This window comes from Qipengyuania xiamenensis (assembly GCF_019711495.1).
Taxonomy (GTDB): domain Bacteria; phylum Pseudomonadota; class Alphaproteobacteria; order Sphingomonadales; family Sphingomonadaceae; genus Qipengyuania; species Qipengyuania xiamenensis.
Genome location: NZ_JAIGNM010000001.1, coordinates 106,602 through 120,275, shown reverse-complemented (window position 1 = coordinate 120,275; position 13,674 = coordinate 106,602). Strand labels below are relative to the sequence as shown.

The following is a 13,674-nucleotide window of genomic DNA, read 5'->3' as shown; positions in this document are numbered from 1 at the left end:
TTTCCCGAAGTTTTCACACGCCATTCGGTTCGTCGTCATCCTCGTCTTCGGACTTGCCATACGAGGCGCTGAAGGCGGCTGCGAATGCGACGCCCAGCGCCAGGCCGATGCCGACGTTCTTGAAAATGATCCCGAAAAGCACGCCGAAGACGAGCCCGAGCGAAATGCCTCGTGCGTTCATCTGCGCTACTCCGCTGCTGCCACGATGGCTGCCCAGCCTGCCTCGTCGATCACCTCGATCCCGAGGTCGGCAGCTTTCTTGAGCTTGCTGCCTGCTCCTGGTCCGGCAACCAGCAGGTCGGTCTTTGCGCTGACCGAGCCGCTGGCCTTGGCGCCAAGGCGTTCCGCCTGCGCCTTCGCTTCATCGCGGCTCATGGTTTCGAGCTTGCCGGTGAAAACAACCGTCTTGCCGCTTACGGGGCTTTCCTTGGTCTCGACCTCGTAACGCGGGGGCGAAACTTCGGAGAGGAGGTCGTCCCACACGGCCTTGTTGTGATCCTCGTGGAAGAAATCTCCCAACGCCTCGACCACCGCGCCGCCGATACCGTCGATCGAGGTCAGCGCCTGGGCGGCCTCCTCGTCTCCGGCATGCGCAGCCTCGGCAACCTCGCGCAAGGCGGGCAATTCGTGGAAATATTTCATCAGGTCGCGTGCCGTCACGGCGCCGACGTGGCGAATGCCGAGACCGAACAGCAGTCTCGCCGCATCCGGCTCGCGTCGCGCCTCGATGCTGTCCACAAGTTTATCCACAGACCGCTCCTGCCAGCCTTCGAGCGCCAGGATGGCGTCACGGCGCTCGCGCAGGCGGAAGATGTCAGCCGGGCTTTCCAGCCAGCCCAGCGCGAAGAATTGGTCGATTGTCTTCTCACCCAGCCCGTCGATGTCGAGCGCGCCGCGGCTGACGAAATGCTTCAGCCTTTCAGTACGTTGGGCGGGACAAATGAGGCCGCCTGTGCAGCGCACATCGACTTCGCCCTCCTCCGCCACGGCTTCGCTGTCGCATTCGGGGCAGTGATCGGGGAAGATGAAGGGCTCTCGTTCGACTTCGCGCGTCAGGTTATCCACAAGCTGTGGAATAACGTCGCCCGCGCGCTGGACGACCACGCGGTCGCCAGGCCTGACACCGAGGCGCGCAATCTCGTCACGGTTGTGCAGCGTGACATTGGTGACGGTGACACCGCCGACGAGAACGGGCGCAAGGCGGCCAACCGGTGTCAGCTTGCCAGTACGACCGACCTGGATGTCGATCGCCTCGAGCGTTGTTTCCGCCTGCTCGGCCGGGAATTTATGCGCCAGGGCCCAGCGCGGCGCCTTGGCGACGAAGCCAAGCCGCTGCTGGTAATCGAGCCGGTCGACCTTGTAGACTACACCATCGATTTCATAAGGCAGATCAGCTCTTTCCCGTCCGATCTTGTCATAATGCGCGAGCATTCCCTCGACGTCATGCACGCGCGTAAAGAGCGGTGAGACAGGAACACCCCACGCCTCGATCTTGCGGACGACCTCTTCCTGCGTCTTGCCGGGAACGTCCGAGGCCGCGCCCCATCCGTGCGCCCAGAACCTGAGCGGACGCTTCGCCGTCACGCTGGCATCCTTCTGGCGGAGCGAACCCGCAGCCGCATTGCGCGGATTGGCGAAGAGCTTGCCGCCGGCTTCTTCCTGCGCCGCGTTCAGCGCGTGGAAGTCCGCCTTGGACATGTAGACCTCGCCGCGGATTTCGAAGACTTCGGGCACGTCGCCGGAAAGCATCTGCGGAATGTCCGCAATATGCGCGACATTGGGCGTGACATCCTCGCCCACCTGCCCGTCCCCGCGCGTAGCGGCTCGGACCAGCTTGCCATTCTCGTAACGCAGCGAGCACGACAGCCCGTCGATCTTGTCTTCCGCCGTGATAGCGACCGGCTCGTCTTCGTCCAGCGACAGGAACCGCCGTACGCGCGCGACCCACTCCTCGACCTCTTCGGCCGAGAAGGCGTTGTCGAGGCTCATCATGCGAACCTCGTGCGTAACCTTTGACAGGGGCGAAGCCGCGATTTCGTGGCCGACTACCTTGGAGGGCGAATCCTCGCGCACCAAGTGCGGGAATGCCGCTTCCAGCTCCGCATTACGCCGAACCAATGCGTCGAATTCCGGATCGGTGATCTCCGGCGCATCCTTGGCATGATAGAGCTTGTTGTGCTTCGCGATTTCGCGCGCGAGGCGCATCAGCTCGTTGGCGGCGTCGGCTTCGCTTATGTCCACAGGCTTGCTCGCGGGCATTTGGTTGATTCCCCTTTCACTCGCTATGCATGAGCTAAGGCACGGGGAAAAGTGCCGTAACGGGGTCGCGGTTTCACAGGTGGGGGAAACTATGATCGACCGTAATCTCAAAGCCCTTTTCATGGTGCTGCTGGGCCTGATGGCCCTGTTCTATGTCGGCCACAACCTGATCAACCTCGCGATAGCACACGAGAATATCGGCTATGTGCTTTCGCAGAAGGATCACGAAATCTATCCGTCCAACATCATGCCCGTGATGGGTCCGGGCGTCGCGTGGATCGTGCTGATCGTGATATTCGCGAGCGAGATCGCCGCTGGTGTGGCCAGCCTTTGGGGCGGAGTGAAATTGTGGACCGGGCGGAGCGATAGCGCTGCCTATTCCAAGGCAATGACTATCGCGAAGCTCGGCTGCGGCCTCGTAATTTTCACATGGTTCGGGCTGTTCAACGTGTTCGGCGGGGCGGCATACAACATGTGGCAGACGCAGATCGGGCACGGCTCGATGGCCGATGCCTTTACCTTCGCCGCTTTCGGGTTCTTCGTGCTGATCTATCTTTGCCAGCCTGAAGCGGCCGACTAGGTTCTAGACGCCTTCGAGCAATCGATCGGCCTGCGCACGCGCTTCGGGCGTGACTTCCGCACCCGACAGCATCCGCGCGATCTCTTCCTGACGGCCTGCCTGATCCAGCAGGGCCACGCTGGTACGCGTTACCGTGCCGTCAGAGCTCTTGGCGATCATGTAATGCGTGCGCCCGCGCGCGGCGACCTGCGGGCTATGCGTGACGGCGAGCAATTGTCCGTCCGATGCCAGCCGTGCGAGGCGTTCGCCGATGGCGCTGGCCACCGCCCCGCCCACGCCGCGGTCGATCTCGTCGAAGATCACAGTTGCCGCTCCGCCCTGCTCGGCCAAAGCAACCTTAAGCGCGAGGATGAAACGCGAGAGTTCGCCCCCGCTGGCGATCTTGTTCAGCGGTGCGAAGTCCGCGCCCGGATTGGTGGCTATGAGAAATTCGACGCTGTCCATGCCGTGAGGTCCCCAGCGTTCCTCCGGCAGTTCGGCAACGGCCGTGTGGAAGCGCGCTGCATCGAGCTTCAGCGGCGCCAGTTCGCGCGCAACCGCTTCGTCTAGCCGCATCGCAGCTGCCACGCGATTGGCATGCAGTGCCTCAGCCGCTGCGCGGTAGCGATTGCCGGCATCCGTCGCTGCTGCTTCCAGCGCATCCAGTTCGGCTTCTCCACCCTCGATGGAATCGAGCTGGCTGCGCATTGTACGCATGACCTCGGGCAGCTCGTCCACCTCGCAGCGGTGCTTGCGGGCGAGAGCGCGTAGTTCGAACAGGCGCGTTTCTGCCTGCTCCAACGCAGCAGGATCGTGGACCAGCGCCTCTGCGGCAGCCTCCAGCTTTTCCTCGGCCTCGCCCGCTTCGATCACCGCGCGGTCGAGGGCTGCAAGCGCCTCGGTGAGAAGCGCATGTTCGGGAGCGATCCTGTCGAGCTTGCGGGCCGCTGCGCGAAGAGAGGCCAGCGGGGAATCCGAACCCTCCCAAAGGTGGCGCAGTTCCTCAAGATCGCCAGAAAGCCGCTCGCCCTTCTGCATGTCGGCGCGCGCTTCGGCGAGCCGTGCCTCTTCGCCCGCTTGCGGTTCGAGCGTGGTCAGTTCGGCCAGATGTGCCAGCAAAAGGTCCTGGTCGAGCTTCGCCTGTTCGAGCGCATCACGCGCTTCGCCCAGTCGTGCTTCGGCTTCGCGCCACTTGGCATGCGCCTGTTCGACACGGGCCGTGTCGGCACCTGCAAAGCGATCCAGCAGCGCGCGATGGCCGCGTGGGTTTACCAGACCGCGATCGTCATGCTGGCCGTGGAGTTCGACCAATGCGCCCGCGACCTCGCGCAGCAGAGCCACGCCCACGCCCTGGTCGTTGATGAAGGCCTTGCTGCCCCCGTCCGCCTTGAGCTGGCGGCGGATGATCAGCGGCTCGCCCTTTTCGATCTCGATATCGGCATCGTCGAGCGCCTCGGCGACTGCCTTGGGAAGCTGGGCGAACTCGAAACTGGCGGAGACGCTGGCCTTTTCCTCCCCGCCGCGGACGAGCCCGCTATCGGCGCGGTTGCCCAGTACGAGACCGAGCGAATCGAGCAGGATCGACTTGCCCGCCCCGGTCTCGCCGGTGAGCACGCCCAGACCGCGCCCGAAATCGAGGTCGAGCGCCTCGATCAGCACGATGTTGCGGATGGACAGGCGGGTCAGCATTTCAGGCTTTTCCTAGCCCAGCCGCGCCCGCCCGTCATCCTCTCGCGTGCAGTTTCAAACAGGCGGGCGCGCCGTACTCTCCTCAGGCTGTGCGGGCCAGTCCGCCTCTTCCTGTCCCTTCGTCTTCCATAGCGAGTAGAGGATACCCGCAAGGATCAGGCCGAAGGTCACGCCGAGGCTGATCCATGCGGGCAGCTTGCCGCCATCGAGCAGGAAATCGGTGACGAAGATCTTGCTGCCGATGAACACCAGCACGGCGGCCAGCGCGTACTTCAGATAGTGGAAACGGTGCACCATCGCAGCGAGCGCGAAGTAGAGCGCGCGCAGGCCGAGGATCGCGAAGATGTTCGATGTGTAGACGATGAAGGTATCGGTCGTAATCGCGAAGATCGCAGGCACGCTGTCGAGCGCGAACACGAGGTCGGCAAGGTTGATAACCACCAGCGCGAGGAACAGCGGGGTTGCCGCACGAACCAGTCTGCCGGTCTTTTCGTCCTCCACCTTCACGAAGAAGTGCTGGTCGTGGAGTTCCTTCGTCACACGCATATGCGTGCTGATCCAGCGGATCACCGGGTTCTTTCCGACGTCCATCGGCTCGTCCCCGGCGAAGAACATCTTGATGCCGGTCACGATCAGGAATGCTGCAAAGATGTACAGCACCCAGTAAGCCTGCGCGAGCAAGGCCGCACCGCCCGCAATCATCAGGCCGCGCAGGACGATCACCGCCATGATGCCCCAAAGGAGCGCGCGGTACTGGTACTTGGGCGGGATCGCGAAGTAGGTGAAGATCAGGCTGATCACGAAGACGTTGTCGATCGACAGCGCCTTCTCGATGAAGAAGCCGGTGAAATATTCCATGCCCGACTGCTCGCCGCGCGCGAACCAGACCCATACGCCGAACAGCATCGCCACACCGATGTAGAAGGCGCTGAGCTTGAGGCTTTCCGAAATCCCGAGCTCGCGGTCCTCCTTGTGCAGTATGCCGAGATCGAATGCGGTCAGCGCGATCACGATCACCATGAAGGCGGCCCAGAACCATACGGGGGTTCCGAGCCAGTCCTGTGTGAGAAGCTCCATCATTCTTTGTAGCTTTCAATGGGCGCAGCCGTTTGCGGCAGCGCGATCTTGAGGAGAAAGTATCCAGCCAGAGCCGCCATCGTTGATCCGGACAGCACGCCCAGCTTGACGGCGTCGATCTGCTCGGGCGTCGCAAAGGCGAGGTTGCCGATGAACAGGCTCATCGTGAAACCGATCGCGGCGAGGAGCGAGAGGGCGTGGATCTGGCGCCAGTTCACCTCGTCGGGCAGCTTCGCGAGACCGGTTTTCACTGCCAGCCAGGCAAAGCCGAAGATCCCGAGCTGTTTGCCAACCAGCAGGCCGAGCGCGATGCCGAGAGGCAGCGGGTCGAACAGGGCCGAAGGCTCGATGCCGACGAGGGTCACGCCCGCGTTGGCGAAGCCGAAGATCGGGATGACGAGGAAGGCAACCCATGGATGCAGCGCGTGCTCCATCCGCTCCAGCGGGCCGTGGTCGCTGTCCTTGTCGAGCGGGATGGTCATCGCCGCTGCCACACCGGCCAGCGTCGCGTGGACACCCGACTTGAGCACGAATGCCCACATCAGGATCGCCAGCAGGATGTAGGGAATTGTCGACTGGACCTTCGCACGCCCCACCGCGAGCATCAGCACGAAAACAACGGCGGCCGCGCCCAGCATGCCGGTGTCGAGCTCACCCGAATAGAACAGCGCGATGATCGCGATCGCTCCGATGTCGTCGATCACGGCAATAGCAAGCAGCAATGCCTTGAGCGCTACCGGTACGCGCGGGCCCAGCAGCGACAGGATACCAAGCGCAAAAGCGATGTCGGTCGCAGCAGGGATAGCCCAGCCCCGGATATTCTCGGGGCTATCGAGGTTGAGGCCGATGAACACGAGGGCGGGAATCGCCATGCCGCCGATTGCGGCGATCAGGGGCAGAGAGGCCTTGTTCCAGCTGGAGAGCTGGCCTTCGAGGACCTCGCGCTTCACCTCGAGGCCGACGAGGAAGAAGAACACCGCCATCAGGCCGTCGTTGATCCACAGCAGCAAAGGCTTGTCGATTACGAAGCTTCCGATTGCGGCGACGACGGGAATGTCGAGCAGGCCGGTGTAGGCGGACGCCAGCGGCGAGTTCGCCACAGCCAGCGCCAGCGCTGCTGCGAAAATAAGGACGATGCCGCCCGCCGATTCCTTCTGCAGGAAGTCGCGCAGCATGGGAGCGATTGCTCTGACCATGGAATTTTCCCTCAAGTCTTACGTTAGATGAGCGTCGCGGCACGCCGACGTTTCGGCCATGCCGCGACGTTGCGCTCGCTCAGGCGCCGGCAGGGCGGCGGAGCATACGATGCAGCGCGTCCTTGGCGCGCAGTTTCATCTTCTTGAGGCGGGATATTTCCAGCGTGTCGGGTGATCGCTTGCGCATCTCCATGCGCAGCCGCTCGTCGATCCGCTGGTGAATCTGGGTCAGTCTGAAAGTTCGGGCCGTCATCTCGGTCTCCTTGTTCGAAACGAAAAGGATCGAACAACCGATGGGCCGTCAGGCTGGGAGGGGGATGGGGAAGAGGGCCCGCCAGCACGCATCGGTTGTCCGATGCGGTCCGACATCACGTGGGCTGGAAAGCGCACGCCAGAGGGGCCCGGTCCGCATTGACTAAATGCGACAGGATCGATCCGGTTTCAAGGATTCGAAGAAAATTTTTCCGGGCCGGCTGGCCCGCCGCGGCAAATCAGCTGGCGGAAACGCCTGCCGCGTGGTCTTCGATAAGCTCGTAGGCCTTCTCGTACCATTCGTTGCCCGGATAGTTCGCACCAAGAACGGCAGCATACTTCACCGCTTCCTGTGGGATGCCGAGCGCAAGGCTGCTTTCCGTCAAGCGATAGAGCGCCTCGGGAGCATGGCTGGTGGTCTGGTAGTCGTCGACCACGTTCTGGAAACGGATCTGGGCGGCGATCCACTTGCCCGAGCGCTGGTAATAGCGACCAATTTCCATTTCCTTGCCTGCAAGGTGATCCTGCACGAGGTCGATCTTGAGGCGCGCATCGGCCGCATATTCGGTCTGCGGGAAACGGCGCACCACTTCGCGCAGGGCGAGCAGCGCCTGTTCGGTGATCTTCTGGTCGCGCTGCACGTCGCTGATCTGCTCGTAGTAGTTGAGAGCGATCAGATAATAGGCGTAGGGCGCGTCATTGTTACCCGGATGGATCGACAGGAAGCGCTGCGCCGCCTGGATCGACTTGTTGTAATCGCGCGCGACGTAATAGCTGAAGGAACTCATCAGCTGGGCGCGGCGGGCCCAGGGCGAATAGGGGTGCTGACGCTCCACTTCGTCAAACAGGGCGGCGGCGAGCGGGGCGTTGCCGCGATCCAGCCGGTCCTTCGCTTCTGCGTAGAGCGTCTCCACATCGCGCGCCACATAGGCGGTGTCCTTCGGCGCGCTGCCGGTACCGGCACAGGCCGCAGTCAGGACGGTTGCGGCGACAAGGGTGCCGAAGGCGGGCAGGCGGCGAAAGCGCGAAGTGGTCGTCATAGGGGGGAGCCTATAGCCAGCACCCTGCTGAACGCCAAGTGAAGTTCTGCGCGATTTCCCCGTGTGCGATCACGCCTCGGTAATGGCAGGAGGTGCATCCCACAGCAGGTGGCGCGTCTCGAGCATGACGAGATTGTTTCCGCGAATGATCTCGCCGCGCGTCTTGTACCCGAGCAATTGCTCAGCATCGGTATCGGGATTGTTGGTCAAAACCCGCAGCTCCTCCGAGGTGAAGTCGCTCAGTCCCCTCGCCCGCTCGATGCCCTTGCTGTCATAGATATGGAGGACGTCGCCGCGCGAGAAATCGCCATCCATCGACACGATGTCGTCACGCCGGATCGGCCTGTTGTCATTGGCGATCGCATTGGCGGTGTCTTCGCTGATGACGAGACTTCCGGCCATCTGCAGCCGGTTGGCAATCCAGCTATCCCAGCCGGACAGCGGGTTGGGGTTCGGGATGACCTTGGTCGCACGGCGGCTACCGTTGAGGACGGTGGACAGCGGACGGTCGACTTCGCCCTGTGCGATCCAGGTCGTGACGCCGGCTTCCTGCGCCATGTTGGCTGCCTGAAGCTTGGTTTCCATGCCTCCGGTACCCAGTGTGCTCTTGCCCTTGGTCGCATCCATATAGGGACCGACGTCGGTCACTTCCGGAATGAAAACGGCATCCGGATCGTCAGGGTTGCGATCGTAAAGACCGTCCACACCCGTCAGGATGATGAAATCGGTAGCGCCAACCATCTGGGCAACCTTTGCCGCGAGACGGTCGTTATCCCCGACACGGATTTCCTCGGTCGTGATCGTGTCGTTCTCGTTCACGATGGGCATCACCCCTGCTTCGAGCAGGCGCGCGACTGTGTTGCGCGTGTTGAGGAAGCGGCGATGGTCTTCGAAGTCGCCGAGCGTCAACAGCACCTGCGCGATCTCGAAACCGAATTCGTGTCCGACCTGCTTATAGGCATTGAGCAATAGCGGCATTCCGCAAGCGGCGGCGGCCTGCTTGTCGGATATTCCCGCGCTTTCGGGCGTTTCACCGATGATACGTAGCCCGAGAGCGACCGATCCGGACGAACAAAGGATCACGTCGTTACCCTCCGACCGCAGCTGGGCGACATCTTCGAGGAGGCGCTGGAGGAAACCGTAACGCGGAGTCAGCAATTCCTGATTGGCGAGGAGCGCCGAACCGATTTTGACAACAATATTACGTTTCTTGGTCATATAATGAAAATCTGTCTACCTTGAAATTTCTGTCATACAATGTAGATAGAGATGGTGCACTGCACAACCGCCTTTTTTAAAATATCGAATGCGCAAGTCTTTCTAAGTATTATATCAAGTATAATCTATAAATAGAAATTCGCTTATTTCGATTTAGACCTAATTGAAGAATTACACATAGCGCCAAGAGCGCGGAAACGGAATTCTAAGATCGTAAATTCTATTCTTATTGTCGGATGCGGAAAGATGGGCTCCGCATTACTTTCCCAGTGGATCAGCGGAAGCGAATCCATCACTGTCGTCGATCCAATGGCCAGCGATCTGCCGGAAGGCGTCACGCTCGTCAGCGACCGCAGCCAGGTCTCGGATCAACGCTTCGACTGCATTGTGGCTGCCGTAAAGCCGCAGATGATCGACGATATCATGCCCGAATACGCGGCAAACCTCGCATCCGGCGGATATGTCCTGTCGATCGCGGCGGGTTATTCCGCGACACGCCTGTCGAAACTGATGGGCGATGCCCCCGTCGTTCGCACCATGCCCAACCTGCCAGCGGCAATCGGTCGCGGCGTCAGCGGCATTTGCCCCGGCCCCCATGCCGCTGCCGGTCACATGACCCATGCCGAGGCCTTCATGCGCCGCGCCGGATCGACGATCACCGTCGACAGCGAGGAGAAACTCGATCGTGTGACTGCGGTAGCCGGCTCGGGCCCCGGCTACGTATTCGAGATCGCACGAGCCTATGCCGAAGCCGCAATCGCGCAGGGCTTCGACGAGGAAGAGGCACGCGACATGGTCCTCGGAACCATCGGCGGCGCCATCGCCATGGCCAGCGAACCGAGCGCTCCCGATCTTGAGGAATTGCGCAACTCCGTGACCAGCAAGGGCGGCACCACCGCCGCCGGTCTCAATGCCCTCAACGGCGACGATGGCCTTTCCACCCGCCTGCATGCTACATTGCAGGCTGCCTATGACCGGGCGGTAGAGCTGCGCTGACGACTGTCGCGCCTCCCGTCCCCAAGAAACATCAGAGAGATTTTATGAACGACCAGACACTTGATCCGCAGATCCACGTAGCAACGCTGGGCCGCAATGCGCGCGACGCCGCACGCGGCCTCCTGTCCGCCAGCACGGACGCCAAGAACGCTGCCCTGCGCGAAGCTGCCAAGGCCCTGCGTGACGCGACTGCCGAATTGCTCGAAGCCAATGCCGAAGACGTGAAGAGCGTCGAGGGCAAGAAACCCGAAAGCTTCATCGACCGCCTGCGCCTGACCAAAGACCGCATTGAAGGCATGGCCGGCGCGCTTGAGGAAATCGCCGAGCTGCCCGATCCTGTCGGACGCGAGCTCGCCACGTTCGAGCGGCCCAACGGTCTCACCATCCAGCGCGTCGCCGTTCCGATCGGCGTCATCGGCATGATCTACGAGAGCCGCCCCAATGTCGGCGCGGACGCCAGTGCGCTGTGCCTCAAGAGCGGTAACGCCGTGATCCTGCGCGGTGGCAGCGAAAGCCGCCATTCGACCCGCGTGATTGTCGATTGCATGCGTGCAGGCCTCAAGGCTGCAGGTCTGCCGGAAAACGCCGTGCAGACGGTCGGAACGACCGACCGTGCAGCCGTGGCAGCCCTCCTCAAGGCGGATGAGTTCGTCGATCTCGTGATCCCGCGCGGTGGCCGCGGACTGGTGGAACTGGTGCGGGACCAGGCAAGCGTCCCCACGCTCCTCCACCTCGACGGCAACTGCCATAGCTACGTCCACGAAGCAGCCGATCTCGACAAGGCCGCCGAAGTCATCCGCAACGCAAAACTGCGCCGCACCGGCGTCTGCGGCGCCACCGAAAGCATCGTGGTCGACCGGGCCGTGGCGAAGGAATTCATTCCGCGCCTCACCTCGATCATGGGCAGCGACTGTGAACTGCGCGGTGACGAGGAAGCAGTAGCTATCGATGGCAGCATCAGGCCCGCCACCGATGCCGACTGGAACACCGAGTATCTCGATCCGATCGCCAGCGTGAAGGTCGTGGATGGCCTCGACGAAGCCATCAACTGGGTCGACACGCACTCTTCGCATCACACCGACGCGATCATGACCGAGGACGACGAGGCCGCACGCCGGTTCATGACCTCGATCGACAGCGCGATCGTCATGCGCAACGCCAGCACGCAGTTTGCCGACGGCGGCGAATTCGGCATGGGCGCGGAAATCGGCATCGCGACCGGCAAGATGCACGCCCGCGGTCCTGTCGGACTCGAACAGCTGTGCAGCTTCAAATACCTTGTGCACGGTAATGGTCAGACGCGCCCGTAAGTGAGCGCAAAATCTCGTTAACCATAAGGTAAATCCCTCGCGCTAGAGCCCCCGAATGAACGAATTTGGGGGCTCTGGCCGCATGGCTGCGAATACTGGCAAGAACCGTATCGAAGTGAACGGTCGTCTCGACGCTTTCGGGATCGGTCCGGACGAGAAGCAGCTGCTCGCGCGGATCGGCGAAGAGATCGTTGGCGAGGTCGACTGGATCCTCGAGCCGCTCAAGCCTGCCCTGCTGAACATGCGCGACAGCGATCACCTTTCCGCCAGCTGCGACATCGACGGCACCTGTGCGATCTTCCGCGAGTGGATGGTCAACCGCCTCACGCAGCCGGTCGACGAAATGTGGATGAAAGCCGCTGCCACCGTCGGTAACTGGACGCATGAGAACGGCGCCGTGCCCTATCGCGTGGTTGCCGTGCTGCACCACGTGTTCTCCCGCGCATCGCAGCTTGCGAGCGCCCACGCAGCCGACAAGGAAGACCGCGAAGCCCGCATGCTCGTCCTCGGCGCGATCGACCGGATGACGGCCGAGCTCATGGTAGCCCGCCTCAATCGCATCACCCGGCGTATCGAGGAATCGCGCCGCGCAGAGATCGCTGCGCAGTTCCAGTCTTCCATCGCCGAACTCGTCGCGCAGACCACCCGCCGCTCCGCCGCCATCGGCAAGCTCGCAAGCCGCGCCAAGAGCGCCACGAAGGGCCTCGTCGACAACGCGGTCGAGATCGCCGCCGCCGCCGAACAGTCGGCGCAGGTCATGGGCAATGCCGCGCGCGAAAGCGGCGACCTCGTCCAGAGCATCGAGAACGTGCGCGGTTCCGTCGGCGAGATCAGCCGCGCAAGCCGAGATGCCGCCGGACAGGCCCAGCATGCCAGCGAAGTCATCGACGCACTCGGCAAGGACACACGCGAAGTCGCCCATGTGGTCGACGTCATCCGCGAAGTCGCCGACCTCACCCGCATGCTCGCCCTCAACGCCACCATCGAGGCCGCTCACGCAGGCGATGCCGGCCGCGGGTTCGCCGTGGTGGCAGAGGAAGTCAAAGCCCTCGCCCGCCAGACCGAAAGCGCGACCGACGACATCGTCCGCCGCATTGCCGAGATCCAGGCCTCGGGCGACCGCACGATCAAGGCCAACCGCTCGATCACCGATCACATCGGCGCCGTCAGCTCCTCGAGCGACGCCTTCGAGCGCACTATGCAGGAACAGACGGGCCAGGTCACCACGATCGCCAGCATGATCGACGAAACCGCCATGACCGCCCGCGCGATGGCCGACACGGTCAACGTCATTAAGAGCAATGCCGAGGCCGTGGACGAACAGGCGAGCCTCGTCGACAAGGCCTTCGGCAACGTCAACGAGCACCTCATCGACCTCGACAAAGCCGTCGCCAACTTCCTCCGCGACATCGCAGCCTAGGCCGGGTCCGCCGCTTCAACCATGCCGCCGTCCTACAGGGTGGAACGGATGGAACACGGTCTAGGGCGGAAAAGTTTTGCTCTTCGATTTGGGGGCCGAAGGCGCGAGATTGCGCGGTTCTTGGGGTGGAATCGATTGCCCGGACCGAGGGCGTAGCCGGTGAGGTCTCTGAAGGAAACGTGCGAAGCCCTCACACTTGCAATCGCAGCCGAGTCGCGCGCAGGTAGGCAAAGAGCCAAATCTGACCGGGATCATTGCGCAATGCCGAAAACTTCAACCCTCACGGATTCATATGCCTTTTTCGGAGCAGAGATCCGAAACCCGCGATGGTCTTGGTCAGCGGTCAGCAAAGATGGCAAGACAGTAGTCGTTACTCTCTGGGGCGATGAGATCGCTGCCGATGGGTCAGTCGACTTTTTCGGCCACCCCAAGGTCGATCGTTGGAAGACCCAGATCGGCAATCGCTTCCGCATCAAGGACCTGATCCACGCACGCGATCATTGCGATGGGGAGTTTCGGGTAGTGCGCCTGACTGCGGTCGACACAAAAGCCATTCCACGTGCGATCAAGCAGCGCGAACCTGATCCGGACGTTGTGATGCGCTTGACCCGCCTTGATGAGCAAACAGGGGAGTTCGTAGCGCAGCCGGTGAAGTAGT

At 62.3% G+C, this 13,674-nt stretch carries 13 protein-coding genes; 5 read left to right on the top strand and 8 right to left on the bottom strand.

The genetic code is table 11. The features are described 5' to 3' along the window. Positions 1 to 13: 13 nt before the first annotated feature. Both K3165_RS00625 and ligA read right to left on the bottom strand, forming a co-directional pair. Complete coding sequence (locus K3165_RS00625; RefSeq protein WP_221546952.1) at positions 14 to 181, bottom strand: glycine zipper domain-containing protein; 168 nt, start codon at positions 179 to 181, stop codon at positions 14 to 16. A 5-nt stretch (positions 182 to 186) separates the two neighbouring features. After that, positions 187 to 2,259: an NAD-dependent DNA ligase LigA gene (ligA, locus tag K3165_RS00620; RefSeq protein ID WP_221546951.1), complete on the bottom strand. Its 2,073-nt coding sequence runs from the start codon at positions 2,257 to 2,259 to the stop codon at positions 187 to 189. A 91-nt stretch (positions 2,260 to 2,350) separates the two neighbouring features. Between ligA and K3165_RS00615 the strand changes: the two genes are divergently transcribed. Beyond that, positions 2,351 to 2,839, top strand: a complete 489-nt coding sequence (locus tag K3165_RS00615; protein WP_221546950.1) for a DUF2165 family protein — start codon at positions 2,351 to 2,353, stop codon at positions 2,837 to 2,839. 3 nt (positions 2,840 to 2,842) lie between these two features. Here the strand turns inward: K3165_RS00615 and recN are convergent, their stop codons facing one another. From recN to proB, 6 genes are all read right to left on the bottom strand, one after another. Beyond that, positions 2,843 to 4,507 (bottom strand): DNA repair protein RecN, encoded by a 1,665-nt coding sequence (gene recN / locus K3165_RS00610; protein ID WP_221546949.1) that lies wholly within the window; start codon positions 4,505 to 4,507, stop codon positions 2,843 to 2,845. Positions 4,508 to 4,561: 54 nt separating this feature from the next. Continuing rightward, entirely contained in the window at positions 4,562 to 5,584 is a 1,023-nt protein-coding gene (locus K3165_RS00605) for a TerC family protein (protein ID WP_221548276.1), read from the bottom strand. Beyond that, positions 5,584 to 6,780 carry a Na+/H+ antiporter NhaA gene (gene nhaA / locus K3165_RS00600; protein WP_221546948.1) on the bottom strand — a complete coding sequence of 399 codons (1,197 nt, stop codon included), beginning with the start codon at positions 6,778 to 6,780 and terminating at the stop codon, positions 5,584 to 5,586. Before nhaA ends, K3165_RS00605 begins: the two co-directional genes overlap by 1 nt. Before the next feature lie 79 nt (positions 6,781 to 6,859). Then, a complete protein-coding gene (locus K3165_RS00595; protein ID WP_221546947.1) occupies positions 6,860 to 7,033 on the bottom strand; it encodes an HP1242/YdcH family protein in 174 nt (57 codons plus the stop codon). 238 nt (positions 7,034 to 7,271) lie between these two features. After that, positions 7,272 to 8,072, bottom strand: a complete 801-nt coding sequence (locus tag K3165_RS00590; protein ID WP_221546946.1) for an outer membrane protein assembly factor BamD — start codon at positions 8,070 to 8,072, stop codon at positions 7,272 to 7,274. 69 nt (positions 8,073 to 8,141) lie between these two features. Then, positions 8,142 to 9,290, bottom strand: a complete 1,149-nt coding sequence (gene proB / locus K3165_RS00585) for a glutamate 5-kinase (protein WP_221546945.1) — start codon at positions 9,288 to 9,290, stop codon at positions 8,142 to 8,144. Between the two features lie 162 nt (positions 9,291 to 9,452). Between proB and K3165_RS14130 the strand changes: the two genes are divergently transcribed. The 4 genes from K3165_RS14130 (at position 9,453) to K3165_RS00565 (ending at position 13,673) form a co-directional block, all read left to right on the top strand. Then, positions 9,453 to 10,286, top strand: a complete 834-nt coding sequence (locus K3165_RS14130; protein ID WP_345720704.1) for a pyrroline-5-carboxylate reductase family protein — start codon at positions 9,453 to 9,455, stop codon at positions 10,284 to 10,286. A 44-nt stretch (positions 10,287 to 10,330) separates the two neighbouring features. Beyond that, the gene (locus K3165_RS00575; RefSeq protein WP_221546943.1) at positions 10,331 to 11,596 is read left to right on the top strand and encodes a glutamate-5-semialdehyde dehydrogenase; all 1,266 of its coding nucleotides are present in this window, start codon (positions 10,331 to 10,333) and stop codon (positions 11,594 to 11,596) included. 82 nt (positions 11,597 to 11,678) lie between these two features. Further along, the gene (locus K3165_RS00570) at positions 11,679 to 13,016 is read left to right on the top strand and encodes a methyl-accepting chemotaxis protein (RefSeq protein WP_221546942.1); all 1,338 of its coding nucleotides are present in this window, start codon (positions 11,679 to 11,681) and stop codon (positions 13,014 to 13,016) included. A gap of 261 nt (positions 13,017 to 13,277) precedes the next feature. After that, entirely contained in the window at positions 13,278 to 13,673 is a 396-nt protein-coding gene (locus tag K3165_RS00565) for a hypothetical protein (protein ID WP_221546941.1), read from the top strand. Position 13,674 lies beyond the last annotated feature (1 nt).